The organism is Methylocystis sp. JAN1 (assembly GCF_052186135.1).
Lineage (GTDB): Bacteria > Pseudomonadota > Alphaproteobacteria > Rhizobiales > Beijerinckiaceae > Methylocystis.
Map to the genome: position 1 here is coordinate 2,488,440 of NZ_CP181499.1, position 25,738 is coordinate 2,514,177.

At 64.5% G+C, this 25,738-nt stretch carries 21 protein-coding genes; 8 read left to right on the forward strand and 13 right to left on the reverse strand.

The window, feature by feature from the left end:
- Positions 1 to 112: 112 nt before the first annotated feature.
- From ntrX to dusB, 6 genes are all read right to left on the reverse strand, one after another.
- Positions 113 to 1,477 (reverse strand): nitrogen assimilation response regulator NtrX, encoded by a 1,365-nt coding sequence (ntrX, locus tag ACNHKD_RS11850; RefSeq protein ID WP_442753690.1) that lies wholly within the window; start codon positions 1,475 to 1,477, stop codon positions 113 to 115.
- Positions 1,477 to 3,729 (reverse strand): ATP-binding protein, encoded by a 2,253-nt coding sequence (locus ACNHKD_RS11855; protein ID WP_442753691.1) that lies wholly within the window; start codon positions 3,727 to 3,729, stop codon positions 1,477 to 1,479. Before ACNHKD_RS11855 ends, ntrX begins: the two co-directional genes overlap by 1 nt.
- A 116-nt stretch (positions 3,730 to 3,845) precedes the next feature.
- On the reverse strand, positions 3,846 to 4,826 hold the full coding sequence (locus tag ACNHKD_RS11860) for a GSCFA domain-containing protein (protein ID WP_442753692.1): 981 nt from the start codon (positions 4,824 to 4,826) through the stop codon (positions 3,846 to 3,848).
- 245 nt (positions 4,827 to 5,071) lie between these two features.
- A complete protein-coding gene (ntrC, locus tag ACNHKD_RS11865; RefSeq protein WP_442753693.1) occupies positions 5,072 to 6,544 on the reverse strand; it encodes a nitrogen regulation protein NR(I) in 1,473 nt (490 codons plus the stop codon).
- A 28-nt stretch (positions 6,545 to 6,572) separates the two neighbouring features.
- Entirely contained in the window at positions 6,573 to 7,760 is a 1,188-nt protein-coding gene (locus tag ACNHKD_RS11870; protein WP_442753695.1) for a two-component system sensor histidine kinase NtrB, read from the reverse strand.
- Complete coding sequence (gene dusB, locus ACNHKD_RS11875) at positions 7,757 to 8,800, reverse strand: tRNA dihydrouridine synthase DusB (RefSeq protein WP_442753696.1); 1,044 nt, start codon at positions 8,798 to 8,800, stop codon at positions 7,757 to 7,759. The genes ACNHKD_RS11870 and dusB overlap by 4 nt, the downstream gene beginning before the upstream one ends.
- A 101-nt stretch (positions 8,801 to 8,901) precedes the next feature.
- Between dusB and ACNHKD_RS11880 the strand changes: the two genes are divergently transcribed.
- From ACNHKD_RS11880 to ACNHKD_RS11900, 5 genes are all read left to right on the forward strand, one after another.
- Positions 8,902 to 10,116 carry a bifunctional 2-C-methyl-D-erythritol 4-phosphate cytidylyltransferase/2-C-methyl-D-erythritol 2,4-cyclodiphosphate synthase gene (locus tag ACNHKD_RS11880; RefSeq protein WP_442753697.1) on the forward strand — a complete coding sequence of 405 codons (1,215 nt, stop codon included), beginning with the start codon at positions 8,902 to 8,904 and terminating at the stop codon, positions 10,114 to 10,116.
- 152 nt (positions 10,117 to 10,268) lie between these two features.
- Positions 10,269 to 12,647: a putative bifunctional diguanylate cyclase/phosphodiesterase gene (locus tag ACNHKD_RS11885; RefSeq protein ID WP_442753698.1), complete on the forward strand. Its 2,379-nt coding sequence runs from the start codon at positions 10,269 to 10,271 to the stop codon at positions 12,645 to 12,647.
- 73 nt (positions 12,648 to 12,720) lie between these two features.
- Positions 12,721 to 13,107, forward strand: coding sequence for a hypothetical protein (locus ACNHKD_RS11890; protein WP_442753699.1), 387 nt, complete (start codon positions 12,721 to 12,723; stop codon positions 13,105 to 13,107).
- A gap of 251 nt (positions 13,108 to 13,358) precedes the next feature.
- Positions 13,359 to 13,781, forward strand: a complete 423-nt coding sequence (arfB, locus tag ACNHKD_RS11895; protein ID WP_442753700.1) for an alternative ribosome rescue aminoacyl-tRNA hydrolase ArfB — start codon at positions 13,359 to 13,361, stop codon at positions 13,779 to 13,781.
- A 36-nt stretch (positions 13,782 to 13,817) separates the two neighbouring features.
- Entirely contained in the window at positions 13,818 to 14,279 is a 462-nt protein-coding gene (locus ACNHKD_RS11900; RefSeq protein ID WP_442753701.1) for a CinA family protein, read from the forward strand.
- Between the two features lie 9 nt (positions 14,280 to 14,288).
- Here the strand turns inward: ACNHKD_RS11900 and ACNHKD_RS11905 are convergent, their stop codons facing one another.
- A complete protein-coding gene (locus ACNHKD_RS11905; protein ID WP_442753702.1) occupies positions 14,289 to 14,759 on the reverse strand; it encodes a type II toxin-antitoxin system RatA family toxin in 471 nt (156 codons plus the stop codon).
- A gap of 203 nt (positions 14,760 to 14,962) precedes the next feature.
- Here ACNHKD_RS11905 and ACNHKD_RS11910 point away from each other — a divergent pair, with 203 nt between their 5' ends.
- Entirely contained in the window at positions 14,963 to 15,457 is a 495-nt protein-coding gene (locus ACNHKD_RS11910; protein WP_442753703.1) for a hypothetical protein, read from the forward strand.
- 205 nt (positions 15,458 to 15,662) lie between these two features.
- On the opposite strand, the gene lipA is transcribed toward ACNHKD_RS11910, so the two are convergent.
- The 4 genes from lipA to ACNHKD_RS11930 all read right to left on the reverse strand — a co-directional run bounded on the left by lipA (position 15,663) and on the right by ACNHKD_RS11930 (position 21,423).
- A complete protein-coding gene (lipA, locus tag ACNHKD_RS11915; RefSeq protein WP_442753704.1) occupies positions 15,663 to 16,622 on the reverse strand; it encodes a lipoyl synthase in 960 nt (319 codons plus the stop codon).
- Between the two features lie 243 nt (positions 16,623 to 16,865).
- A complete protein-coding gene (locus tag ACNHKD_RS11920) occupies positions 16,866 to 17,087 on the reverse strand; it encodes a GCG_CRPN prefix-to-repeats domain-containing protein (protein ID WP_442753705.1) in 222 nt (73 codons plus the stop codon).
- Positions 17,088 to 17,403: 316 nt separating this feature from the next.
- Positions 17,404 to 20,865 carry a DNA polymerase III subunit alpha gene (gene dnaE, locus ACNHKD_RS11925; RefSeq protein WP_442753706.1) on the reverse strand — a complete coding sequence of 1,154 codons (3,462 nt, stop codon included), beginning with the start codon at positions 20,863 to 20,865 and terminating at the stop codon, positions 17,404 to 17,406.
- A gap of 219 nt (positions 20,866 to 21,084) precedes the next feature.
- The gene (locus tag ACNHKD_RS11930) at positions 21,085 to 21,423 is read right to left on the reverse strand and encodes a phasin family protein (protein WP_442753707.1); all 339 of its coding nucleotides are present in this window, start codon (positions 21,421 to 21,423) and stop codon (positions 21,085 to 21,087) included.
- 271 nt (positions 21,424 to 21,694) lie between these two features.
- Here ACNHKD_RS11930 and ACNHKD_RS11935 point away from each other — a divergent pair, with 271 nt between their 5' ends.
- Positions 21,695 to 23,464, forward strand: coding sequence for a serine hydrolase (locus ACNHKD_RS11935; RefSeq protein ID WP_442753708.1), 1,770 nt, complete (start codon positions 21,695 to 21,697; stop codon positions 23,462 to 23,464).
- Between the two features lie 54 nt (positions 23,465 to 23,518).
- Here ACNHKD_RS11935 and ACNHKD_RS11940 read toward each other — a convergent pair whose 3' ends face one another.
- Together ACNHKD_RS11940 and ACNHKD_RS11945 are read right to left on the reverse strand one after the other, a co-directional pair.
- Entirely contained in the window at positions 23,519 to 24,223 is a 705-nt protein-coding gene (locus ACNHKD_RS11940) for a DnaJ domain-containing protein (protein WP_442753709.1), read from the reverse strand.
- Positions 24,224 to 24,226: 3 nt separating this feature from the next.
- Positions 24,227 to 24,940 (reverse strand): VWA domain-containing protein, encoded by a 714-nt coding sequence (locus tag ACNHKD_RS11945; RefSeq protein ID WP_442756891.1) that lies wholly within the window; start codon positions 24,938 to 24,940, stop codon positions 24,227 to 24,229.
- 123 nt (positions 24,941 to 25,063) lie between these two features.
- On the opposite strand from ACNHKD_RS11945, the gene ACNHKD_RS11950 reads away from it, so the two are divergent.
- Positions 25,064 to 25,600 carry a DUF2478 domain-containing protein gene (locus tag ACNHKD_RS11950; protein ID WP_442753710.1) on the forward strand — a complete coding sequence of 179 codons (537 nt, stop codon included), beginning with the start codon at positions 25,064 to 25,066 and terminating at the stop codon, positions 25,598 to 25,600.
- Positions 25,601 to 25,738 lie beyond the last annotated feature (138 nt).

A 25,738-nucleotide genomic window follows, 5' to 3' on the forward strand; every position in this document is an offset into this window, starting at 1 on the left:
CCGCCGTCCTGCCGCCCGCCGCCATCCTTTCCGGCGCAGCGGTCGGCAGAGCGCCGAGGAGGCGCAAACTTAATGTTGAACATGAGATTATTTCTATAATAAATTGTTTTATCTAATCTATTGATAGCGACTTCAACTTCCTGTGGAGGGCGGACCTCTCCATTCCGATGAACTCGGCGGTGCGGGAAATATTGCCCGAAAAGCGGTTGAGCTGCGCCACCAGATATTCGCGCTCGAACACTTCGCGCGCTTCGCGAAGCGGCAGGCTCATCAGCTTTTCGCCCCTGACCCCCGCAGGCGTCGCCGGAACGAGTTCACCGACATCGGCCGGAAGCATCTCCGCGGAGATCGCGGCGCCGGGTTCGCCAGCCGTCAGGATCATCAATCGTTCCACATTGTTCTTCAACTGGCGGATGTTTCCAGGCCAGTCGTGCAACTGGAGGACGGCGAGCGCGTCCTCGGAAATTTGGCGCCGCGGCATGCCCGAGGCGAGCGACATATTCTCCATGAAATAATCGATCAGTGCGGGGATATCCTCCCGCCGCTCGGCCAGCGACGGCACCCGGATCGGCACAACCGCAAGCCGATGGAAGAGATCCTCGCGCAGCGCTCCCTCCTCGATCGCGGAAGCGAGGTCGCGGGCCGACGACGAGATCACGCGCACGTCCACCTGCACCTTGGTTGCGCCGCCGACGCGCTGGAATGTCTGGTCCACGAGCACGCGCAGGATCTTCGCCTGCGTGTCCTTGGGCATGTCGGCGATTTCGTCGAGGAAGAGCGTGCCGCCATGAGCCTCCTCCAGCGCGCCGATCTTTCGCTCGCCGTCCGGACCCTCCCGTCCGAAAAGTTCAATCTCCATGTTTTCGGGCGTGATTGTCGCCGAATTGATGACAACGAACGGTCCGCCCGCCCTTTGCGAGGCCTCGTGGATACAACGGGCCGCCAGCTCCTTGCCAGTCCCCGGGGCGCCGGTGATGAGCACGCGGGAATTCACAGGCGCGACACGGGCGATAAGCTGCTGGAGCTGGTGAGCCGCGGGCGAATTGCCGACGATCCGGTCGAAGGCCCCTGCCCGCTGCCGCAGCGCCGACAACTCGCGGCGAAGCTGATAGGCTTCGAGCGCGCGCTCGGCCACGAGCACCAGCCTGTCGGCCTTGAACGGCTTCTCGATGAAATCGTAGGCGCCGATCTTGATGGCGCTGACCGCCGTCTCGATATTTCCGTGGCCGGAAATCATGACCACCGGCAAGCCTTTGTGCTGTTTCTGGATCTGCTCCAGCACCTGCAGGCCGTCGAGCCGGGAGCCTTGCAGCCAAATATCCAGGAAGACGAGGTGCGGCCGCCGAAAGGCGATCGCGGCCAGCGCCTCGTCGGCGTCCTTCGCGGTGCGGGTCCCGTGCCCCTCGTCGCCCAAAATGCCCGCGACCAGCTCGCGGATGTCTTCTTCGTCGTCGACGATCAGAATATCGCTCGCCATTACGCCCCGCTTGTCTCAGAGGTGTTCGCCGTTTCCGGCTCTGCAGTCGAATTGCCGCTCTCGGCGAGCGGCAGAACGAGTCGCACGCAGGCCCCGCGCCCCGTCGGGGCGTCCAGAAGCTCCAGCCGCCCGCCATGATCCTCGATGATCTTGGCGACGATCGGGAGCCCGAGACCCGTGCCGTCCGCGCGCGTCGTCATATACGGTTCGAGCAGCCGCTGCCGGTTCATCGCCGGGAAGCCCTTACCGTTGTCGATGACGTCGACCTCGGCCATGCGGTCGCGCACGGACAGCTTGATTTCGACCCGGCCCCGTTCGGCCGCGTCCTCCGGCGCTCGCGCCGCAATACCCTCCACCGCGTTCTTGACGATATTGGTGAGCGCCTGGGACAGGAGCCGGCGGTCGAACTGCGCGTAGATCGGCGTTTCCGTATGGGTTTCGATAATGTCGACGTCGGCGTTGCCGACCCGCATCAGGAAAGCGACCTGACGCGCGCATTCATTGAGGTCGTCGCGGGTCGGCCGCGCCTTGGGCATGCGGGCGAAGGAGGAAAATTCGTCGACCATGCGCTTGATGTCATCCACCTGCCGCACGATCGTGTCGATGCACTGGTCGAAGACCTCGCGGTCGAGCTGAATGAGCTTTCCGTATTTGCGCTTCAGGCGCTCGGCCGAGAGCTGGATCGGGGTGAGCGGATTCTTGATCTCGTGGGCGATGCGCCGCGCGACGTCCGCCCAGGCGGACGTGCGCTGCGCCGTCACGAGATCGGTAATGTCGTCCAGCGTGACGACGAAGTTCGGATGGCCGTCGTCGGCGCGGCGGGCCGAGGTGACGCGGATATTGAAGGTGCGCTCGGCCGCGCCGCGCTTGATGGTGATCTGACTCTGAACGGCGCGCGGAAATAGCTCCACGGCGTCCGTGAGGAGCGGCGCGATCTCCGGCATCACGTCGGCGATGCTGGCCCCCACGGTGGCCTGGCCTTTTGCGTCGTTGAGCGACAATTCCTCGGCGGAGCGGTTGAGGATGGTCACGAGCCCGTCCGAGTCGACGCCCATCACCGCCGCGGGCACGCCGGCGAGGACGGCCTCGGTGAACTCGCGGCGTTCGTCGTTGATTCTGTACGCCTCCAGCAGGCGAGACTGCTGGAGGTTCAGTTCGGTCGTCATATTGTTGAAGACGTCGCCGAGCCGCGCGAGCTCGCCATGGGAGCGGTCGACCTTGACGCGCACGCCGAGATTGCCGCCGGAGACCTGATCGGTCGCCGCGATGAGCGTGCGGATGGGCGTGACCAGGCCCTCAGCGAAATCGAGGCCAAGCCAGATGGACGACAGCAGCATGATGGTCGTCAGCAGGGCGTACATCAGCACGAAGGCGCGCTGCACGGCGGATCGATAGCCGTCAAAGGCGTCGTATCGGTTGATCAGAGTCTCGGCCTGCTTCGGGAACTCGATCGCGAAAGGGTCTATCGGGCGCGTCACGTATAAGAAAGTGTTCTCGAACGCCTGGAGCGCCCGCAGCGCCACGAAGCTCTTGCCGTCGTCGATCATCAGACAGAGCGGCTCGCCCTTGCGGGCGTTCTCGAACTCGGACTCCGGCGGCGCGATGACAATCGCCGACGCGTTCTTCGCGACGTCCACCCGGTCGAGAACCTCGCCGTTGGACTTCACGAGCGCCGCAACGGAGAAGCCGAGAAATTTGGCGCGCGAGTCGAAGATCTGGTGGAAATAGTTGCGGTCCGTGATGAAGAGGACGCGCGCCCGGTCGAGATCCGAAGCGGTAAGCTGCGCCTCCTGCAACAAGGCCTGGCACTGGCTCGACTGGAACGCCTCGGCCGCCTGGGCGGTGTTGTGAACGAAGATCTTCACTCCGTTCATGAAGGCCGGGTTGAGCGCCCGCTCCAGCGTCATCGAGCCGGCGATGGCGAGCAGGATCGCCGGAATGACGGCGATGACCGAGAAGAATCCGACGATTCTGACATGCAGGCGCGCCGCCGCCTCGCCGCGCCGCCAGACGCGATAGAGCCGCGTGACCTTGACGACCACCATGGCCAGGAGGACGCCGACGAAGAGAACATTGGCGACGAGAAGCGGAATGAGCCGGTCGTCCGTCGGCGAGATTCCGAATTCCGCAGTGACCAGAAAAGTCGCCAGCGCGCATCCGACGGCGCCGACGGCGACGACAGGCCCGACCCAGGCGCGGGCGCGCGCGCTTTTGCCATTCTCCGCGAATGCCTGCTCGTCTGCTTGGGCCATGCCCGGTTATAGGCCCGAGGCGTCACTGTTGCAAATGTGCAACGCTATGGGCGCAACCATCGCTATTCGCCCGACATCCAACGCTGCCGACACCCGCCGGCCGGGCTCCGACAGTCTCACAGATAATGATCTGCAAATTTTTCCATAATCCGGGACACGACCGCGTACTGAACGTGAACCCCGTCGTCTTGCCAGGTCGTTGCCGGATTTGAATGGCGAACGTACTGATAAGAGGGAAAATAGTCGACGTAGTCATATTTGCTCGCGACTTCGCGCGCGACGGCGAGCAGCGTCGCCTTGGAAAAGTCGTTGCAGGTGATCACGTCCTCGCGAGTAAACGTGCTGGAAAGAGGAACCGGGGAAACCGTCAGAATAATTTTGGCCTGATCATGCGTTTGCGACCTGATTTCGCGAACGGTCTGATCGACCGCTTCGAGAGATTGCGCGGCGCTCATGTTGACGAATTCGAACCCCGAGGCGCGCCGATTCAAACGGATATTGCCCGCCGGCGGTCGATTCACGTACAGCCCGCTCGACAAATCTCTCCACGCCTCGGTGAAGCCAAGAGTCAGAATGACTGTTCGCGCCTCCGGCAGGCGTCGATAAGCGTCGATCAGCGTCTTGCGTACGCCCGCCAGCTCAGACCTGGTCAGAAAGCGGAGCCCCGACGCCAATAGATCCGCCCATTCGCCGTTCCCGACGTCGAGCGTCGCCACGGTCTCCGCGTCCTGGCGGGCCGAAAATCGCACCAGATCCCGCATGGAGCCCGGCGTGTACGCGTTCAACGCGCCATTGCGCGCCCCGAGCCCTGTCGTCTCGTATAACTCGTCAGGAAAGATCGCTCTCGACGTAATGCATTCCACGGAGTGCTTGAGGAGAGCGGCTTCGATGTTTCTGGCGAAGCAGGAGCCGATTGTGAAAAACGGGGCGTTCCGTTCGAGACGGAATTTGGGTTCGTGTTGAAGGCGCTCCAGCACGTCGTCGGCGATGCGCTCGGCTCCCGACGTCCCGTCATGCGCATGAGCCGAAAACACCCGAGCCGCGTTCGCGCGCGCTTTGGTGAAAACGTCTTCAGGGCGTTGGCCATTTCCGATCATCGCAAAGAACCCTGTTCGTGCCTTTGCGCCTTTCTCCCGCTTTAAGCGGAAACCGTCAAGCTGAAAACAGAATTTATCTTGGAGTAATATATATTTAGACGGACAGCGCGAGAGTGCGGGACGTTGCGTCGCGATGGATTTGGGCTTCGACCGGACCGGTCGGGCGCGGCGCGCGGTCCAGGCAACGGGCCATGAGCGATCGCCACGGGTCGGCGGCGATCGTGATGACGCCGAAACGTCGCCTCTTACCTTGGCGATCGCATCAGCCTGATATCCAGATCGTTGACCTTCTTGCGCAGCGTGTTGCGATTGAGCCCCAAAAGCTCCGCGGCCTTGATCTGATTGCCGCGCGTCGCCGCAAGCGCCGCCGATATCAGCGGAATTTCGATTTCGCGAATAATGCGGTGATAGAGGCCGGGGGGCGGCAGGCCGTCGCCGCAGTCGCGGAAGAGCCTGGCGAGGTGCTGCTCGACGGAAGTCGAGAGAGTCTGGCCGTTTTCCAGCTCCTTCGACGTTGCGGCGCCGGACGCGGCGGGCCTGTCGACGGAGGCCTGATGCAGCTCGTGCTCCAGCTCCGCCTCGACAAGCTGATCGGAGATCACTTCCTGCGGATGCAGCGCGGCGAGTCGGCGGATCAGATTCTCCAGCTCCCGGATATTGCCCGGCCAGCGATACTTCTTCATCCGGTCGAGCGCCGCCTGCTCGATATATTTCTGCGGCAGGCCCTCGCTCGCCGCCTGCTTGAAGAAATGATGGACCAGGTCGGGAATGTCCTCCGTGCGCTCGCGCAGCGGCGGCAGGCGGAGCGGGACGACGTTGAGACGGAAATAGAGATCCTCGCGGAACAGCCCCTGCTGGATCAGCCCGCGCAAATCCTTGTTCGTCGCCGCGATGATGCGGACGTTCGTCTTGATCGGGGTGCGGCCGCCGACCGTCGTGTACTCGCCCTGCTGCAACACGCGCAGCAGACGGGTCTGCGCCTCCATCGGCATATCGCCGATTTCGTCGAGGAAGAGCGTGCCGCCTTCGGCCTGTTCGAAACGGCCGGCCGATCTCTGATTGGCGCCGGTGAAGGCGCCCTTCTCATGGCCGAAAAGCTCGCTTTCGATCAGGTCGCGCGGAATCGCCGCCATGTTCACGGCGACGAACGGGCCCTTCTTACGCTTTCCGTAATCGTGAAGCGCGCGCGCCACGAGCTCCTTGCCCGTGCCGGATTCGCCATTGATCATGACCGTCAGGTCGGTCTGCATCAGACGCGCGAGCGAGCGGTAGATTTCCTGCATCGCCGGCGATCTTCCGACGAGCGGCATTCCCTCCATTTCCTCGGGCGCGGCTTCGTTCGGGCTTTTGCGCGGCTCGGCCATGGCGCGGCCGACGATGCCGACGAGCTCCTTCAGGTCGAAGGGTTTCGGCAGGTAATCATAGGCGCCCCTTTCCGACGCGCGTATCGCCGTCATGAAAGTGTTCTGGGCGCTCATGACGATGATCGGAAGCTCCGGGCGCAGCTTCTTGATGCGTGGCAGAAGCTCAAAAGCGTTTTCATCCGGCATGACGACGTCCGTCACGACCAGGTCGCCTTCGCCGGACTGCACCCAGCGCCACAGCGTCGCAGCCGTTCCCGTCGTCCGCACTTCGTAACCCGCGCGCGACAGCGCCTGCGCGACGACCGTGCGGATGGCCGCATCGTCATCGGCGACAAGGATCTCGCCTCTCGTCATCGCACCGATCTCCCGCACTGACGAAGGGTCATGAGCGACCTTCCTCCTGTTTGTCCGATGGGTTCTCGGCCGATCTGGCGCGGTACATCGGCATCAGAATTCGGAAGGTCGTACGTCGGGGAAGAGATTCGCATTCAATAACGCCGCCGTGGTCGTTGACGATCTTCGCGACGAGTGCAAGTCCCAGGCCAGTCCCCGAAGACTTCGTGGTCACAAAGGGGTCGAAGAGATGCGCGGCGATGTCGTCGGGCACGCCCGGTCCGTTGTCGCGCACGCAGAATTCAAGCGGCAGGCCCACGGGGCTGCGCGCGCCGAGCGCCCGCAGGCTTACGCCTGGCCGGAAGGCGGTGGAAAGCTCGATTTCTCCATCCACAGCGTCGTCGCCGATGGCTTCGGCGGCGTTCTTGACGAGGTTGAGGAAAGCCTGAATGAGCTGGTCGCGATTGGCGTGCACCGGCGGCAGCGAGGGGTCGTAATTCTCGACAAATCTGATTCGACGCGCAAAGCCGCTCTGCGCCACCTGCTTCACATGGTCGAGCACGGAATGAATATTGACCCGTTCGCGCTTCAGGGGCCGCGCGTCGGAGAAGACCTCCATACGGTCGACGAGCCGCACGATGCGGTCGGTCTCCTCGCAGATCAGCCGCGTCAGCGCGCGATCCTGGTCGGACAGGCCGCTCTCCAGCAATTGTGCGGCGCCGCGAATTCCCGATAGCGGATTCTTGATTTCGTGGGCGAGCATTGACGCAAGTCCAGACACCGAGCGCACGGCGCCCCTGTGACTGAGCTGCCTGTCTATTTTATCGGCAATTGTACGTTCTTGCAGCACGACGAGCACCGTGCCTTCCGACTCGGGAAGCGGCGCGCAATGCACGTCGACGCGCCGGTCTCCCTCCTGCCCCGGCCGACCGAGATCGACCTTGTATTCGTTGATCGCCGCGCCGCGGTCGCGCACATGCTGGATGAGCGTGATGAGCGGCGAGCCGAACGGCAGGAGCCTGTCGATCTTCTGGCCGATGAGCAGCGGTTTGCCGAGTTCGAAAAAGCTCTCCGCAGCGGCGTTCGCGTCCTCGACCTCGTCGTCGCGCGAGACGGTGAGGATGGCGTTTGGCAGGGCCTCGAGCACGCAACTCCGGCCGCGTTCGTCGACGATTTTGAGCGGCGCAAACTCCTTGCGCCGCGTGTCGTCGCGTCCCGGGCGATCAGAAAGGCTCATGCGGCGGCCTCATGTGTCCCAGCGCTGAAAATAGAGTCGATGAGGCGGAAAGCGTCTTCCGCGACGTTGGCCGTCACCAGCGCGCGTCGTAGCCCGGCGACCTCCGCGTTCGCGGCGCCGAAGGCCTCGTCCACATAGGAAGCGAGGTGCTTGCGTGCGTGGCGAAGCCCTGCCCCGGCGCCCATTTGCGACAGCAGGCCGTCGAGATGCTCGCGCGCGACGGCGCCGCGTTCCGCAAGCGAGGGTTGCGCCCGGCGCCGGCCCGCCGCGAGATAATGGGCGATGTCGCCGACAAGCCACGGCCGTCCCTGCGCGGCGCGGCCGATCATGACCGCGTCGGCGCCCGACATTTCGAGCATTTGCGCGGCGTCTTCCGGACCGCGACAGTCGCCGTTCGCCACGACCGGAACCGAGACCGCCCGCTTTACGGTCGCGATCGCGGCCCAGTCGGCGCGGCCGGCGTAGAACTGCTGGCGCGTGCGTCCATGGATGGTGATGAGGCTGGCGCCTTCCGCCTCGGCGCGGCGCGCGAGTTCGGACGCGTTACGCGAGGCGTCATCCCAGCCGAGCCGCATCTTTACGCTGACGGGAACGCGTATGGCCGCTCGGGCCGCCGCAATCAGGACGGCCGCCTGGTCGAGATCGCGCATCAGCGCGGCGCCGGCGAGACCCCCTGTCACGCGTTTACAGGGGCAGCCCATATTGATGTCGACCCAGTCGGCGCCCGCTTCCTCCGCATGTCGGGCGGCGGCGGCGATTTCTTTGGGGTCGCGGGCGGCGATCTGGATGACCCGCGGCGCCGCATTTGTATCGCGGGAAGCGGCAAGCCGCAGCGCCGTCTCCCGGTCGCCGCGCGCGACGCCGGCCGCCGTGATCATTTCGCTGACGGTCACACTGGCGCCATAGCGCTCGGCGATATGCCGCATGGCTGGATCCGTGACGCCGGCCATCGGAGCAAGAAATGCGCGGCCCGATAGCCGCACGGGGCCGATCTGCAGCGCCGAAGGCGTCTCTGCGCCCACTTTTTCGGCAGTAGTCATCTTGCCCACAGTATAAGCAGCCCTCTTCGCAGTTGCAACATGGCTTTTCCGCCACGTCCCAGGCTATTTGACGCAGGGGGCGAAAAGCGACACAGAGCGACATGGTCTCTCAATCGGAAATCGCCATCCTGATCGTCGCGGGCGGACGCGGCTCGCGCGCCGGCGAGGGTCTGCCCAAGCAATATCGGTCGCTCGCGGGAATGACGGCGCTCGCGCGCACTTTGCGCGCCATGCGCGCCGGGGCGCCGGAGGCGGCCATAAAGGTCGTCATTCACCCGGACGACGGCGCGCTGTACGCCCGAAGCGTCGCGGAGCTGAGCGACTCGGAGCGGGCGACGCTGTCAAAACCTGTGCATGGCGGCGCCTCCCGCCAGGACAGCGTGCGAAACGGCCTGGAAGCCATTGCGCGGGAAGGCGCGCCCGAGATCGTGCTCATCCACGACGCCGCCCGCCCCTTCGCCGATCCCGCCCTGATCGCCCGCGCTGTCGACGCGGCGCGTGCGCATGGCGCGGCCGTGCCGGGCGTGCCGGTGAATGACACGGTGAAGGAGATGGACGCCGCCGGCTTCGTCGTCGCCACGCCCGATCGCGCGCGGCTGCGCGCCGTGCAGACGCCCCAGTCTTTTCGTTTTCGGCTCATCCTCGACGCCCATCGCGCCGCGGCGGCGGGCGGGCGCGAATATACCGACGACGCCATGATCGCCGAGGCCGCCGGCCACGCCGTGCACGTCTTTCCCGGCGATCCGGCCAATTTCAAGCTCACGACGCCAGAGGATTTCGCCCGCGCCATGGATCAGCTCGACGCAGCCGCCCGCCCCGACCCGCGCATTCTAACGGATGTTAGAATTGGCCAGGGCTACGACGTGCACGCCTTCGCCGAAGGCGATCATGTCTGGCTTGGCGGCGTCGCCATCCCGCACATCCATTCGCTCGCCGGCCATTCCGACGCCGACGTCCTGATGCACGCCGTCACCGACGCGGTGCTCGGCGCCGTCGCGGAAGGCGACATCGGCGCGCATTTCCCCCCCTCGGACCCCCGATGGAAAGGCGCGCCGTCGCGCATCTTCCTCGAACACGCCTGCAAGCTGGTGCGTGCGCGCGGCGGCATGATCGCGCATATCGACGCGACCGTCGTCTGCGAGGCGCCCAAGGTCGGCCCGCACCGAGAGGCCATCCGCGCGAGGCTCGCGGAGATCATGGGGATGCCGCTCGACCGCGTGGCGATCAAGGCGACGACGACGGAGAAGCTCGGATTTACCGGTCGGCGCGAAGGCGTTGCGGCGCTGGCCGTCGCGACCGTGCGGCTGCCCGAATGACAATCGGGAAGCGTTGACCGACCGGCATGGCGGCCCGAGATGCGCGGGCGCGGGAATTCTTTCTGTGGAACAATACTTTGATATATCGGTAAGCATGCTTGGCAGTAAAAAATAAACCGGCGCCGCGACAATTTACGAGGGCGAGGGGCTTTATGAAATTGTCGTTTTTAATCAAATTTCTCGTCAAGGATTCCCGCGTCACGAACGACGTTCTCGCGGATCTCGTCGACTCGCTGTACGCGCCGTTTGCTTCCCTGGCGCTGGGCTCCGCAGGCGCGATTTGTCTCGCTTTCGCGGTCGCCGTTTATGCCGGGCTGCCGCAACTGGCGTATTGCGCCGCCCTGATGACGCTTATCAGCGCAACGCGAATAACGGCCGTTCTCGCCTACCGCCGGCGCGATCGCGCCAGAAACCACGATCTCCAGGCGCTGGCCCGGTGGGTGGCGATTTACGCAATGGGGGCCTACGCCTTTTCCGGCGCCCTTGGCTTGCTGGACATCGTGGCGCTCGGCGTCGCCGACGACGCCCTCGTTCATATGCTCGTAATAACGGTGACGACCGCCTGCACGGCGGGGGCCGTGGTTCGCAACTCCGGCGTTCGCAATGTCGCTATTGGGCAGATCCTGTTCAACGTCGTCCCGCTCTGCGCCGCGGCCCTCATGCGCAACGAGGCCGCCTATTACATCCTTGCGCTCATTCTCATCGTCTTCTCGCTCGGCGCCTTCGAAATCTGCTTCTACCAATCCGCCAACGCGCTGCGCGTCTTGTTGGCGCGCAAGGAGATGAGCGAACTCGCCCGCCGGCTCGAAGAGCAGAACAGGCGTTTCGATGCGGCGCTGAACAACATGCCGCAGGGCCTCTGCATGTTCGACGCCGGGGGGCGGCTCGTCGTCGCCAATGCGCAGGTCGGCCGCCTGTGCGGCGCCGACGGCGTCGACTTCGCGACGGGGCGGACGATAGACGATATCGCCTTGCAGCTCAGAATGGCCGGCGCGCTCTCCAGGGAGGCCGCCGACTCCGTTGCGGCGGAGCTTCGCGCCAATCTGCAGGCGCGCCGCGCGGCCTGCGCGATCGTTCCTCTTTCCGACGGCCGCTTGATCTGCGCGACGCAGACGCCGCAGGCGGATGGCGGCGCCGTCGTGCTCTATGAAGACGTGACGGAGCGGCATGAGGCGGAGGCGCGCGTGCGCTATCTCGCCACGCATGACGCTCTGACCGACCTCCCCAACAGAGCCTTGTTCACGCAATTGCTGAGGGAAGAGATCGCGGCGTCCCGGCGCGACGCGCGCCGCTTCGGCCTGCTCTTCATCGATCTGGACCGCTTCAAGGCGATCAACGACACTTTCGGCCACGGCGCCGGCGACGCCCTGCTCCGCGAGGCCTCGCACCGCCTCAAGAAATGCCTGCGCGACGGCGACATCGTCGCACGTCTCGGCGGCGACGAATTCGTCGCGATCGTGCGCGACGCCGACAGGCGCGAATATGTGATCCGCGTCGCTGAAACGGTGCTCGCGCGGCTCGGCGCGCCGACGGTGATCGCGGGTCGCGAGTGCGGCGTCAGCGCCAGCATAGGCGTCGCCCTTTATCCCGCCGATGGCGAGGATGAAGACACGCTTCTGAAAAACGCCGATTCCGCCATGTATCTCGCCAAGGCGGAGGGCAAGAGCGTCGTCAGGATGTTCTCGCCCAAGGCCAAGACGCAGACCCTGCAGGGACTCACGCTGGAGAACGATTTGCGCCACGCGCTCGAGCGCAGGGAGCTGCTGGTCTATTATCAACCCAAACGCTGCCTTTCGACGGGCGCGGTGTCGGGCGTCGAGGCCTTGTTGCGTTGGCGCCATCCGGATCTCGGCCTGCTTTCTCCGGACCGCTTCATCCCTATTGCCGAAGAGACCGGCTTGATCGTGCCGATTGGCAAATGGACGATGGAGACGGCCTGCGCCCAACATATGCAATGGCGCGCGGCGGGGCTCGAGCCGCTTCGCGTCGCCGTCAATCTCTCGCCGCGCCAGCTCTATGACGATCAGATCATCGGCAATATTTCCGAAGCTTTGGCGAAAGCCGGGATGGAGCCCGAATGGCTTGAACTGGAAATTACCGAAAACATGGTGATGCAGGACGCCGACGACGCCCTGGCGACCTTGCGCGCGATCAAGGAGACGGGAGTCCGGCTCGCCATCGACGACTTCGGCGCCGGCCACACGTCGTTCGCGCTGGTCAAGCGGATCCCGCTCGACACGATCAAAATCGACCGCTACTTCGTCAACGACCTCCTGACCGATCCGAACGATCGGGCCATAGCCGAGGCGATCATTTCGCTTGGCCACGCATTGAAGCTGAGCGTCGTCGCGGAAGGCGTCGAGACCGAGGCTCAGGAGGCCTTCCTGCGCGAACATGGGTGCAACGAGATCCAGGGCTATCTGTTCAGCCGCCCGCTTCCGCCCGACGCGCTCCTCACCTTCGTCTCGGACTACAATCTTGCGCGATTGCTGCGCGCCGGAGACGGGTCAACGATGATGAAAAGCGCCTGATCGACGGAATTCTTAATCTCCGAAAGTCGGTTAATACGGGCTCCACGTCGTCGGCGAATTCGCGGAGCGCTACGTGTATTTTTATGCGGGCTATCTTTGCGCGCCGGTAATTTTCCGCCTCGCGGAAAAGGCCCGAATCCATACGGTCGCCGCTCTCGTCACCTGGGCGGGCGTCAACGGCCTTGCGGTGACGCTCGGCTACGCCGCCCTCCCCGGCGTCTCGCTCGCGCTCGGTTTCGCCGGCGCGTCGGCGGTCGTCGCCTTTTCGGCGCTGCTCGCCGAGACGCGGCGAGCGTCATTCCTGCGCGCGCCTGGATCGCAATCTCTCACGATTTATCTCGCGTTTGTCCGCCCGTGGCCGCCGCGCGCGTGGCTCTTTTCAAAACGGGCCTCGTTCTGGGCGGCGGCGCCGTCGCGCTTCTTCTCGCGGCCGTCGGCGTTCTTGTTCCAACATTTGTAAAATACTACTCGAAAGGCAGGTGGTTCGTATTTCTGTTCGAACGACCAGCCTTTTTCCGGCTCTCGCTTCAAGAAGGCGGCGCGCAACCGGCCGATATGCGCCCGCAAGGGCCATCGAACTGGCCGACACGGCAGGATTGCCTGCCCTCCTGCGACCCGTGATCCCTTTCGCGCCTTGACAAGCGGGCCGGCGCGTTTCCGATAGAATTGAACGGGCGCGGGCGGCGCGCCCCAACAAGGCCAGCCAAGCGCATGATCCGCGTCACACCCACCCTCTCTCTGGAGGACTCCGAGATCTCGCTCGAGTTCCTCCGCGCCTCCGGGCCCGGCGGGCAGAATGTGAACAAAGTGGAGACAGCCGTGCGTCTTCGCTTTGATGTCAGACATTCGCAGAGCCTGCCGGATTCCGTGAAAATGCGGCTGGAGCGGCTGGCTGGCGCGCGGCTGACGAAGGATGGCGTTCTCATTATCGAGGCGCAGCGGCATCGCACGCAGGAGCGCAACCGAGAGGATGCGCTGGGCAGGCTTGTCGAGCTCGTCCGAGAAGCCGCGGCTCCGCCGCCGCCTCCGCGACGCAAGACCAAGCCCACGCTCGCATCCAAACTCAGGCGCCTCGAAGGCAAGAAGCTGCGAAGCGGCGTGAAAATTCTGCGCGGAAAGCCTCTACAGGATTGAATCGAAATGTATATTACCTTGAACGAAAAAGCTAATATGGTTGTCGTAAAAGCTACGAACGGCGGCTTGAAGGTCGCAACCGCGGAATCCTGCACCGGCGGGTTGGTCTCGGCCGCCGTCACTGAAATTCCGGGCAGTTCCAAGGTCTTCGACCGCGGCTTCGTCACCTATTCCAACGAGGCCAAGATCGAGATGCTGGGGGTCCCGGCGGCGACGATCGCCGCGCATGGCGCCGTCAGCGCCGAGACGGCACAAGCAATGGCGCACGGCGCGCTCGCGCGTTCCTCCGCGGACATCGCCGTCGCCGTCACGGGAATCGCCGGCCCCGGCGGCGGATCAGCGGACAAGCCCGTGGGGCTGGTTCATTTCGCGAGCGCCCGACGCGGAGGAGCCATCGTCCATATTGAACGGCGTTTTGGCTCCCTCACACGTGCGGAAATCCGGCAAGCATCCGTGGATCAAGCGCTCGATATGCTGATCGCGGCGATGGACGGCTGACGCGCCGTGTCAGCGACGCGCGTAGATTGCGTCGGCGCGGGCGACGAAGGCGTCGGCATATTTCTGAAAGGCCTTGTCGAACATCGCGCCCATCACGAGGCCGAGCGCCACGCTCTTGAATTCATAAGCGATGAAGAACTCCACCAGCGAACGCGGCTTGCCATCCGGCCCCGGCGCCTCTTCCCGGAAGGACCAGCGGTTGTCGAGCTTGCGGAAAGGCCCGTCGATATAATCGACCTTCACCTCGAACGTGTTGGAATCGCAGGTGACGCGGCTGGTATAGCGCTCGCAGATGGCCTTGAACCCGACCTGCATTTCGGCGACGAGCTCGATGACGCCCGGCGCCTTCTCCGCGCGCCGGCGCACTTTCATACCCTCGCACAGCGGCACGAATTGCGGATAGGCTTCGACGTTGCAGACGAGGGCGAACATGTCTGCGGCGCTATGGGACACGTGGCGGCGGGTTCGAAAGCTTTTCATGAGGCAGCGCTTTTAAGACATTTCCGCACAAGTGGAAACGCCGACCCACTCAGAGCGATCGCGTGAAGGCGGAAAGGTATGGGCGACCAACCATCCGAGATGATTCGTTCGCCGATCGCCCCGCCGGCCCGCTGATCCTTCCCGCCGCCGGGAAATCCGTCTAGTTTTCGCTCCCATAAGTTCCATTTTGAGCGGGGAGGCTTATGGCGAACAGGGCGAATTTCACGTCGGATCAATGGGACAGGATACTGCAGGCTCCGCTTCTCGTGGGCTTCGCGGTGAGCGCTGGCGATCCGAGCGGCTTCATTGGCACGCTTCAGGAGGGCATGGCCACCGCCAGCGCTCTCGCCGCGGCCAAGGCGGATGTCGGCGCCGACGACCTGATCAGGGCCGTGGTAGACGACCTGCTGACGCCCGAAGCCCGCACCGCCGCGCGCGAACGCATCAGGCTGCTCATCCAGGGATGCGAACTGAAGGAGATCAAGATCAGGGCGCTCGAAGAGTTGCGGAATACGGCGAAAATCCTTGACGCCGCGACGCCCCTGGAGTCCCGGCCGTTCAAGAACTGGCTGAAATACATCGCCAATCTGGTGGCCGAGGCCGGCGTCGAAGGCGGCTTCCTTGGATTTGGCGGCGAAAAGGTGAGCGCGGCGGAACGGGCGACTCTGGCTGAAATTTCGGCTGCAATCGGCCTGTAAATCCCGCAAACTGAAAAAAGCGGCTGCGCTTTTGTTCATGACGTCAGCGGCTCGAAGCGGGGGCCAGGCAGGCCTGCCTGAAACCATGGCGAAAGCGTCCGACAGGTTGGCGTCGAGCGCCGCGATGATGGCGGCGCCGGTCAGAGAGGCGATCAGACGGCGGTGGCGCGAAAAGGCCGCGTTCTGCCCGGCCGGCCGGATTTATTCACGCTTTGGGCCGCCCGGACCGGCTGGCCCGGAGACGCTCGAAATCCTCTCCGGCGTGATGCGACGAGCGCGTCAGGGGCGACGAAGCGACATAGGCGAAGCCCTTGGCGAGCGCGATCGTTTTAAAGGCCTCGAATTCCTCCGGCGGAACAAACCGGTCGATCGGCCGGTGCTTGCGCGTCGGCTGCAAATATTGGCCCAGAGTGATGAAATCGACCTCCGCGGCGCGCATGTCGTCCATCACCTGCATGATCTCGTTGCGGGTCTCGCCGAGACCGAGCATGAGGCCGGACTTCGTGAAAAGCCCCCGGTTGAGTTCTTTGGCGCGCTGGAGCAGGCGCAGGGAATGGAAGTAGCGGGCGCCCGGGCGCACCGTGACGTAAAGCGAAGGAACGGTCTCCAGATTATGATTGAAGACGTCGGGTCCGGCCGAGACGACGCGCTCCAGCGCCTCTTCCTTGCGCAAGAAGTCGGGGGTCAGAACCTCGATCGTCGCTCCAGGGCAGGCCTCGCGTATGGCCTGGATGGTCGCCGCGAAATGCGCCGCGCCGCCATCAGGGAGGTCGTCGCGGTCCACCGAGGTGACCACGACATGCGACAGGCCGAGGGCCCTGGTCGCCTCGGCCACCCTGCCCGGCTCGCTCGGATCGAGCGGCGCCGGCAGGCCCGTGGCGACGTTGCAGAAAGCGCAGGCGCGGGTGCAGACCTCGCCCATGATCATGAAGGTGGCGTGTTTCTTCTCCCAGCATTCGCCGATATTCGGGCAGGCCGCTTCCTGACAGACGGTCGCGAGGCCCGACCCCTTTAGCAACGCGCCGGTCTCGCCCCAGGCGGCCGAGCCTGGCGCCTTGACGCGGATCCATGGCGGCTTCCTGAGAACGGGCTGGTCCGGCCGCGCCGCTTTCTCCGGATGGCGCGGTCGCGGGTCGTTTTTGAGCAGATCGAGTGTGGTCGACACAGGGGCGCTCCCTGCGAAGATATTTATGGACGCGGCGCGGCTATGGCAACGGCGGCGTCTTGATCCACGCCGGCCCGAGGCGTCGCCATCCGATCAAAAGCCGGCGCCTGGCCTCAGGCGCCGGCCGCGATGAATAAGGAGCGCCGCCTATCTCAGCCTACCCGAAGGGGCTGGCGACTTCGGCGCACAGCCACCCGGTCTTCGTCAGCACGCCCGGACTTCATTTCGGATCGGCTGCTAAATTCATCGGACGCAGCGAACGTTTCCGTTCGGCATGCGCACCCGCCTGCCGCCGACGGCGGCGCAATAGCCTTGGTTCTGGCCCCCGTAGACGCAGGCGCCCCAAGCATTCCTGTGGCCATTGCGTCCGCATCCGCCAAACGCGTAAGCGGACGACGAAATTGACGCGAACGTCACAATGGCGAGTCCGCAGAGAGCGAGTTTGGCGATCGTCGTTTTGGGCATTGAAACCTCCTTTTCGACATAGGATCGTAGTCTTCAGAAGCGAGAGGTCGTCTCGCCGGGCGAAATGCTAAGGCGACATTTCTCTTTTTCCAACTGGCTTGCGATCGAGGACAGGCGTTCGAGATCCAGCCCGCACGCGCCGCGCCTTGCAGACCGCCGATCCGCGCGCGGTTATCGCCGCCGGCGCATGATCAGCTCTAGCACTCATGTAGAACATCATCTTACTTTCTTGTTTAAATTAATCTCATAAACAACTGATATTAAATTAAATAAAATCTTATCATAATGTTGATGATGAGCGCGCCAGCGCGTGCGATCAGAGGTATTCGACATCCAGAACGCCGGGAATCTCCCTTAGCGCGCTGGCGACTTCAGCGTTGACCGGATAGGAGCCGGGCAACCGGATCTCAATTTCCTCTGGCGACTTCTGCCGTTTGATGAGGAGCGACACCTCCCCCTCCCCCTTTCCGGAGAGTCTGTTTTTTATCCTGTCTATAGGACTTTGGTCCCCGACGACGATCCGCAAGCCCTTTTGCGCGCGGGCCGCCGCAGTGGCCAAAGGCTCCGCCGCGACGATGCGCGCGCGCACGTCGTCGCCTTCCACCGAGGCCGAAAGGGTCACCAGCACGGCTGCGCCTTTTTCGAGCGTGTCACGATACTGGTTGAGCGCTTCCGCGAAAATTATGGCTTCGTACTGGCCAGTCATGTCCGACAATTGCACGATGCCCATCTTCGATCCCGACTTGGTGCGGCGCTCGGCGCGGTCCAGAACCACCGCTGCGAGGCGTCCGGCGGTCGCCCCGCCCTTCACGTCCGCCACGAATTTGGCCCAACGCGACACTCTCAATTTGGGTAGGAGACCCGCATAGGCGTCGAGCGGGTGGCCGGAAAGGAAAAAGCCCGCCGCTTCATATTCGCGCCGAAGCACCTCGGCGGCCGGCCAGGGCTGAACCTTGGGCAGAACGATATCCTCCGCCTCCACCGCGCCGAAGAGGGCGTTCTGTCCCGCCTTGCGATCCTCCGCATGGCGATTGGCGGTGGCGAGAATGGCCTCGATCGCCGCGAAGACGCGGGCGCGGTTCGGCTCCAGCTCGTCGAACGTCCCGCAGGCGGCGAGGTTCTCCAGAACCTTCTTGTTCACCTCGCGCGGATTGATCCGGCTGGCGAAGTCCGACAGGCTTCTGAAAGGCCGATCCCCCCGCGTGCGCACAATCGACTCGGCCTGCCCCTCGCCTACCCCCTTGATGGCCGAAAGCGCATATCGGATCGCGAGCTTGCCGTCCGGCCCCGGCGCGACGTCGAAATCGACTCCCGAGCGCTTGATGGAGGGCGGCTCCACGGCGATGCCAAGCCGGCGCGCCTCGTCGCGGAACTCGGCCAACTTGTCGGTCTGGCTCTTGTCGAACGTCATCGAGGCGGCGAGGAACTCCGCCGGATAATGCGCCTTGAACCAGGCCGTCTGATAGGCGATCAGCGCGTAAGCCGCGGCGTGGGATTTGTTGAAGCCGTAATCCGCGAACTTCGCCAGAAGGTCGAAAATGAAGTTGGCGCGCTCCTTTGTCAGTTCCCGCTCAACGGCGCCCTTCACGAAGCGCTCGCGTTGGGCGTCCATCTCCGCCTTGATCTTCTTGCCCATGGCGCGGCGCAGCATGTCGGCCTCGCCGAGCGTGTAGCCCGAGAGCGCCTGGGCGATCTGCATCACCTGTTCCTGATAGATGATGACGCCGAAGGTCTCCTTCAGGATCGGTTCGATCTTGGGGTGGTAATAGTCGGCTTCCTCGTCCCCGAGCTTCACGGCGCAATAGGTGGGGATGTTGGCCATGGGGCCCGGCCGGTAGAGCGCGACCAAAGCGATGATGTCCTCGAAACGGTCGGCGTGCATCTCCACGAGCGCCTTTCGCATGCCCGCGCTTTCGAGCTGGAACACGCCCACGGTTTCGCCGCGGCCGAGCATGGCGTAGGTTTCCTTGTCGTCGAGCGGCACTTTGGAGAGATCGAAATCGGGATCGCGGCGGCGCGCGAGGTCGCCGGCCATGGCGAGCACGGTCAGCGTCTTGAGCCCCAGAAAGTCGAACTTGATCAGGCCCGCCGGCTCGACCCACTTCATGTTGAACTGGGTCGCCGGCATGTCGGATTTCGGGTCGCGGTAGAGCGGCGTCACTTCATGGAGCGGCCGGTCGCCGATGACGACGCCGGCTGCGTGGGTGGAAGCGTTGGAGTAGAGCCCCTCCAGCGCGCCGGCGATCTTGAAGAGCCGCGCCACGCGCTCGTCCTCTTCGGCCGCCTCGCGCAATTTCTGCTCGCCAGCGACCGCCTCCGCGAGACTGACCGGCTTGGCCGGGTTCTGCGGCACGAGCTTGGCGAGCTTGTCCACCTGCCCCAGCGGCATTTCCAGCACGCGGCCGACGCTGCGGAGCACGCCGCGCGCCAGGAACGAGCCAAAGGTGATGATCTGCGCCACGCGGTCCGCGCCGTAGCGGTCGCGAACATAGTCGATCACCTCACCGCGCCGCGTCTGACAGAAATCGATGTCGAAGTCCGGCATCGAGACACGCTCCGGGTTGAGGAAGCGCTCGAAGAAGAGGCCGAAGCGGAGCGGATCGAGATCGGTGATGGTCAGGGCGTAGGCGACGAGCGAACCGGCCCCCGAGCCGCGGCCGGGTCCGACGGGTATCCCCTTCGACTTCGCGTATTTGATGAAGTCCGAAACAATCAGGAAGTAGCCGGGAAAGCCCATCTTTTCGATCGTGCTCAACTCGAAGTCGAGACGCTTGAAATATTCATCGCGGTCGTGCCCTTCCGCCGGGCCGTGAAATGCGAGGCGCGCCTCAAGCCCATCTGTCGCCTGGCGGCGCAGCTCCTCGGCCTCCACCTCCGTCAGCGGCCGATCGCCGGGCGCGTCGCGCAGGAAGCGCGGCATGATGGGCTTGCGTGTGCGGGGCCGGTAGCTCACGCGCTGGGCGATCTCCACGGTGTTCGCGGTCGCCTCGGGCAGGTCCGCGAAGAGCGCCAGCATTTCCGCTCGCGTCTTGAAATAGTGCTCGGGCGTGACGCGGCGCCGGTCGGCGACGCTTGTCACCGTCCCCTCAGCGATACAGAGCAGCGCGTCATGGGCCTCGAAGTCGCCGCGCGAGGCGAAATAAGGCTCGTTAGCCGCGACGAGCGGCACGCCGCGGCGATAGGCGAGATCCAGAAGCTGAGACTCTACTTCACGTTCAACTTGAAGATTATGTCGCTGAATTTCAAGGTAGAGCCGATCCCGAAACAGATCTTGCAGCGTGGCGAGCCGCACCCGCGCGAGCTCGGGACGACCGGCGGCCAACGCCCGGTCGAGCGCGCCGTCCGGCCCGCCCGTCAGCGCGATCAGTTCGGCGGCGTCCTCGGCCAAAGCGGCGAGCGAGACATGCGGTTCATCGCCTTCCGCCGTGTCGAGATAAGCGCGCGAGGCGGCGCGCATGAGGTTGAGATAGCCGGCCTCGGTCTTGGCGAGGAGCACGAGATGGGCGAAGCCTTCGTCCCGTCCCGAAGGGCCGCCCGACTTGCCGTCGCCGAAGTCGACCCTGAGTTGCACGCCGGCGATCGGCTGTATGCCGACCTTGGCCGCCTTCTCGGAAAATTCCAGGGCGGCGAAGAGATTATTCGTGTCGGTGACGGCAAGCGCCGGTTGCTCGTCGCGAGCGGCGAGGTCGATCAGCTTGCCGACCGTCAGCGCTCCTTCGCGGAGCGAGAAAGCGGTATGCAGGTGAAGGTGGACGAAACCGGCTTTTTCGGCGCTCATCTCGAACCGCTGCTGCGCCCGTGGAGGTTGGACGGGCTAGGATTCCAGATTGGAATTTAGCGATCCGAGAGCGCGGCCGAAATGGCCGCTCGGCGTCATCCACCAAAGAAGAGCCGCCGGCGCCGGTTGCGCGACGGAACAAAAAACAAAGCCCGGCCGAGAGGAGCCGGCCAGGCTCTTTTTTGGCTGCGCCCCGGACGAATGGGGCGATAAACGACCTTACTCGGCCGCCGTGAAGCTCTTCGTGACCGACTCCATCGGCTTGAAGACTTCCTTGGCCATGGAGGTGTAGAGTTCGCCGATCTTGGCGGCCTCGGCGATGAAATCTTCGTAAGCGCTCTTGGCGAAGTCCGTCTGAAGCGCGAAGGCTTCGTCGATCTTCTTCACCGCAATCAGCTTTTCCGCAAGCAGACGGCTTTTCTCGAAGGATTTCTTCGAGTAGTCGGTCGTCTCGGCGGCAATGCTCTGCCAGCCCTTCGTGACGGCCGCGGCCGCAGCGGAAACCGCCTCGAACTGCTCCTTGCCGAGCTGCTGCACGCTATCGAAATTGGCCACCATGGGGTTCGTCCTCATAAAACGGCGCCCATCCTCCATCCGCCGCCCCCTGGCGGCGCGGCACACGCGCCTGCTGACAGGATGGAATATATGCGTTGCACAAAAGATCGTCAATAAAAATGTTGCGCCGCAAAATTCACCTCAAAAAATCCGCGAACGCTTAACCCCCGGGTAACTGCGTTCTCTTACCCTGAATAACTGTAGCGTTTTTGCGACGCCAATTTCCGGTTGTCGTCTCCAGCGCATGTGCCTGTTCCGTAAGGGCGAGTAGCAAATGTTGAAACCGAGTCTGCTGGACCGCTTGGCGCAGCCCCGCTCACTTGCCGCCATCTTCGCGGTCATCATGGCATTCGTCGCCGTCACGTCGATACCCGCCGAAGCGCGACGGCACGGCTACCGCCACGCCTATAGCCGCCATGTCTACCATCATCGCTTCGCGCATCATCGCGCCTATGTGCGTCATGCCCGCAGCCACCGCTTCTACGCTCCGACCGCTGGCGGCGGATATAGCGGCGGCGATGACGGCGTGGTCGGCGAACATCGCGGCTTCGCCGCGATCGTCATGGACGCCAATAGCGGCAAGACCCTCTATTCCCGTAACGAGCACGAGCTGCGCCACCCGGCGTCCGTCACCAAGGTGATGACGCTTTATTTGCTCTTCGAGCAAATCGAGAAAGGCCGCCTGCGCCTCGACTCGCCGCTCATGATCTCGTCGCACGCCGCCGCCCAGGCGCCCTCGAAGCTCGGCCTGCAGCCGGGCGAAACGATCAGCGTGGAGAACGCGATCAAGGCGGTCGTCACCAAATCGGCCAACGACATCGCCTGCGCCATCGCCGAGAATGTCGGCGGCGACGAACGCGCTTTCGCCCAGATGATGACCCGCAAGGCGCATGCGCTGGGGATGCGCAATACGCATTACGAAAACGCATCGGGCTTGCCGGACCCCAACCAGATCACCACGGCTTATGACCTCGCCATTCTCGGCCGCGCGATTCAGGATCGCTTCCCGCGTTATTATCGTTACTTCAGCACGCACAGTTTCGCGTATAATGGCGCGCTGCATCGCAACCACAACCATCTCCTCGGCCGCGTCGAGGGCATGGACGGCATCAAGACCGGCTACACCCGCGCCTCGGGGTTCAACCTGCTGACCTCGGTGCGTCGCGGCGGCCATCACATCGTCGCCGTCGTCATGGGAGGCGCCACGGCCGGCGGCCGCGACCGCATCATGGCGCAACTGATCGAGGATCATATCGGCGGCGGCTCGAACGTCCGCACGGCGGCGGCGATTGCGGAGGACGGCTCGGCGGCCGAGGACGCCGCCCCCATTGCCGAGCGCCCGGTCGTCGCCGAGCAACAGCCGGTTCTCTCGGAGCCCCTCGTCGCGCCGCGTTCGGTCGAGCGCGTCGCCTACAGCGCGGAGGAGCCGGAGATCGACTCCGAGCCGGTCAACGCCGTCCCGACGACCCGCGCCCTGCGCCGGTCCGCCGCGCTGATGCCGCCCGCCTCGATCCCGGCGCGCGAAAAGGTCGAGAAGCCGGCTGAGAAGGCTCCTGAGAAAGCGGCGTCCGCCATTCGTCCGGCCTTCGTCTCGGGCGTCCAGAAGCGCGCCGAGGAGCCTGCCGCCGACAGGAAGGGGGCCAGGAAGGCCCTCGCGAAGAACGATCTCGCCGCCATCATCGACGGCTCGACGTCAAGCCGTCCGTCCAGGGCCCGCGAGATCACGGTCGCGACGACGACGCCGGCCGCCATTCGGTCCGCCGCCAACGTCGCCAAGGCTGACCCCGCGCGGCCGACCAAGCCCGGCTGGATGATCCAGATCGGCGCCGCCGAAGATCCGAACAAGGCCAACGAGCTGCTGTCGCGCGCGCGCAGCCAGCTCCAGGGCTTCCCGGCGACCGCCAAGGCCTTTACGGAAAAGGTGCAGAAAGGCAAGGAGACGCTCTATCGCGCCCGCTTCGCCGGTCTCGAGGAGCAGAGCGCCGTCTCCGCCTGCACTGCGCTGAAGCGCTCCGGCTTTTCCTGCTTCACCACCAAGAACTGAGAGCGCGCCGCCATGTCCGCGACCTGGGACGACGTAGAGGCTTTGCGGCGCGCCTCAATGATGGCGCCGCATCAGGACGTCCTTGGCTTCGTTCACGCGGGCGGCAAGATCCGTCGTCCCGCCAAGATCTGGATGAAGTTTCTTCATCAGATCGCGATGCGCCCGAGCAATGTCCGCCGCGGCCGCGCCTTTTTTCAGACCGAGGATCTCGTACGCTTCGTCCTCGGTGATCGTGCCCGAGCGGCGCGCGCGCGTCTCGCCCGCGCCCCCCGCGTCACGGTGCGAATCTCCTGCCGCGCGCCATCCGGCAAAGCGGCGGTCCAGATACGCCTCTAGCAGGCGCGCCCCGTCCGGGTCGTCGCGCAGGCAGACATTGTAAAGATCCAGCAGCGCGGGGCGGGTCAGCGCGTCCAGGCGCTTTCCCTCGTCCTTTCCGGCGAGGATCATGCCGCGAATGGCTCCGGTCGCATGGTCGAGCTCCATCTCGATCATCGCCGAGCGAACGCGGGAGACCCCTCTTCCGTTGTCGGCGCCGCGCCCTCCGTGACGGCCGAGCCCCATGAGCCACAAGCCGGTCGCGCCGAGCGCCAGGCCAAAATCGAGACGGCCGCGCGCGAGCAGCAGGCCGCCCAGCGCCATCAGCAGGAAGCCGCCGCCGCGTTTGATGAGCCGCGCGAGGAATGACGGCGACGCCCGGACATAAGCCTTGAGCGCGAAGAGCCCGATCGCAAGCGCAAGAAAACCCATCAAGACCGGCATGGCTTATCGTGACCCCATCTGCGACAGCAGCAATCGCGCGGCGCCTTCGCCCTGCCCCGCGCGTTTTTCAAGTTCCGGCAATCCGCCTGCGGCGTAAGCGGCCGCGGCGCCAAGCAGCTCCGCGAGACGGCGCGGCGCGGAAAGATCGAAGGCGGCGTAGGCTCCGCCTGTCAGCCGCGCAATCTCTCTGAAAGCTGTTTCCGTCTGAACGTCGCGGCCTTCCTGGAACATGAACGCCTTCAGGCCGAGCAGGCCGAGTTCGCCCGCAGTGGCGGCCAGAAGGTCGATCTTCTCCTCCATCGCGTCGCCGATATAGACCATCGCTCCGACGCGGAGCGCGCGGGTCTCGCTCAGGGCGTGCTCCAACACGCGGCCGATCTGGGTCCGGCCGCCTTCGCAGGAGATCCGCGCCATCAGAGCCCCGAGGCCTTTGCCCTGCGAGACGAAGCGCGAGGCGCGGCATTCACGAAAACCGCGAAAATAGACAAGCTGTACGTCCAGCCCGCCCTGCGCGGCGGTCGTGCGAAACATTTCGCCTTGTATGGACTGCGCCAGATCCCATGTGGGCTGGCGGCTCATGGTGGCGTCGAGCGCAAAGATCAGACGCCCGCGCGAGCTCCCTGGCTCGGCGACATCCCGCGCCTTTTCAAGAAAGGCGTCGATGGCGCTGTTCTGTGCGGAGCGCGGCGCCGGCGCCTTCTTCAGCTCATCGCCCACTTTGTTCACGTCGCTTGTCCGTAACCTTGTATAAAATCGGCTTTGCGCCCTCTAAAACAAGTGGGGCGCGCCACACCTTAACTCCCCTTCCCGCGCAAGCAAACGCCACAGTAAGAGGCGCTCATGGAACGTGAAACTCCGCCATCCACGCCTATCGCCGCGCTTCCGGCGCAAGACAGCGCGAATGTGCAGGCTCTGATGCGCGCTTTCGCCCTCGAACTGGCGCAGGCGGGCGCGCGGGTCGCCGGCGTGACCCAGATGCGCGGGGCCGACGCCGCCGGCCGCTCGCGCATTTTCCTGCGCGATCTCGCGTCCGACGCGGAATACCTCATCTCGCAGGACCTGGGGCCGGGCTCCGTCGCCTGCAATCTCGATACGGGCGAGCTTGCGATGGCCTGCGCCGCGGTGGAGCGCTCCGCGCGGATGGGCGCCGACCTCATCGTCGTCAGCAAATTCTCCAAGCAGGAGGCCGAGCGCGGCGGCCTGTGCGATGCTTTCCGCGCCGCCATGACGGCGCGCATTCCCGTCATCGCAGCCGTGTCGCCGCATTTTCGCGAGGAATGGCGCATCTTCGCCGGCCCCTTGGCTGAGGATGTCGAGCCGACGCGCGATGCGCTGACCGAATGGTGGGCGCGCGCAAGCCCGCGTCGGGGAAGATAACTTCGAACCAGCCTGTAGCTTGGCTAAGCGGCGCGCCAGTCATCCGGCTGGCTAACCGAAAGGGGGGGTTGCGTGTGAAAATCCGGGTGAAGGTCGAAATCACGGTCGGGCGTTGGAAACTCACCGTGATCGTCGGCT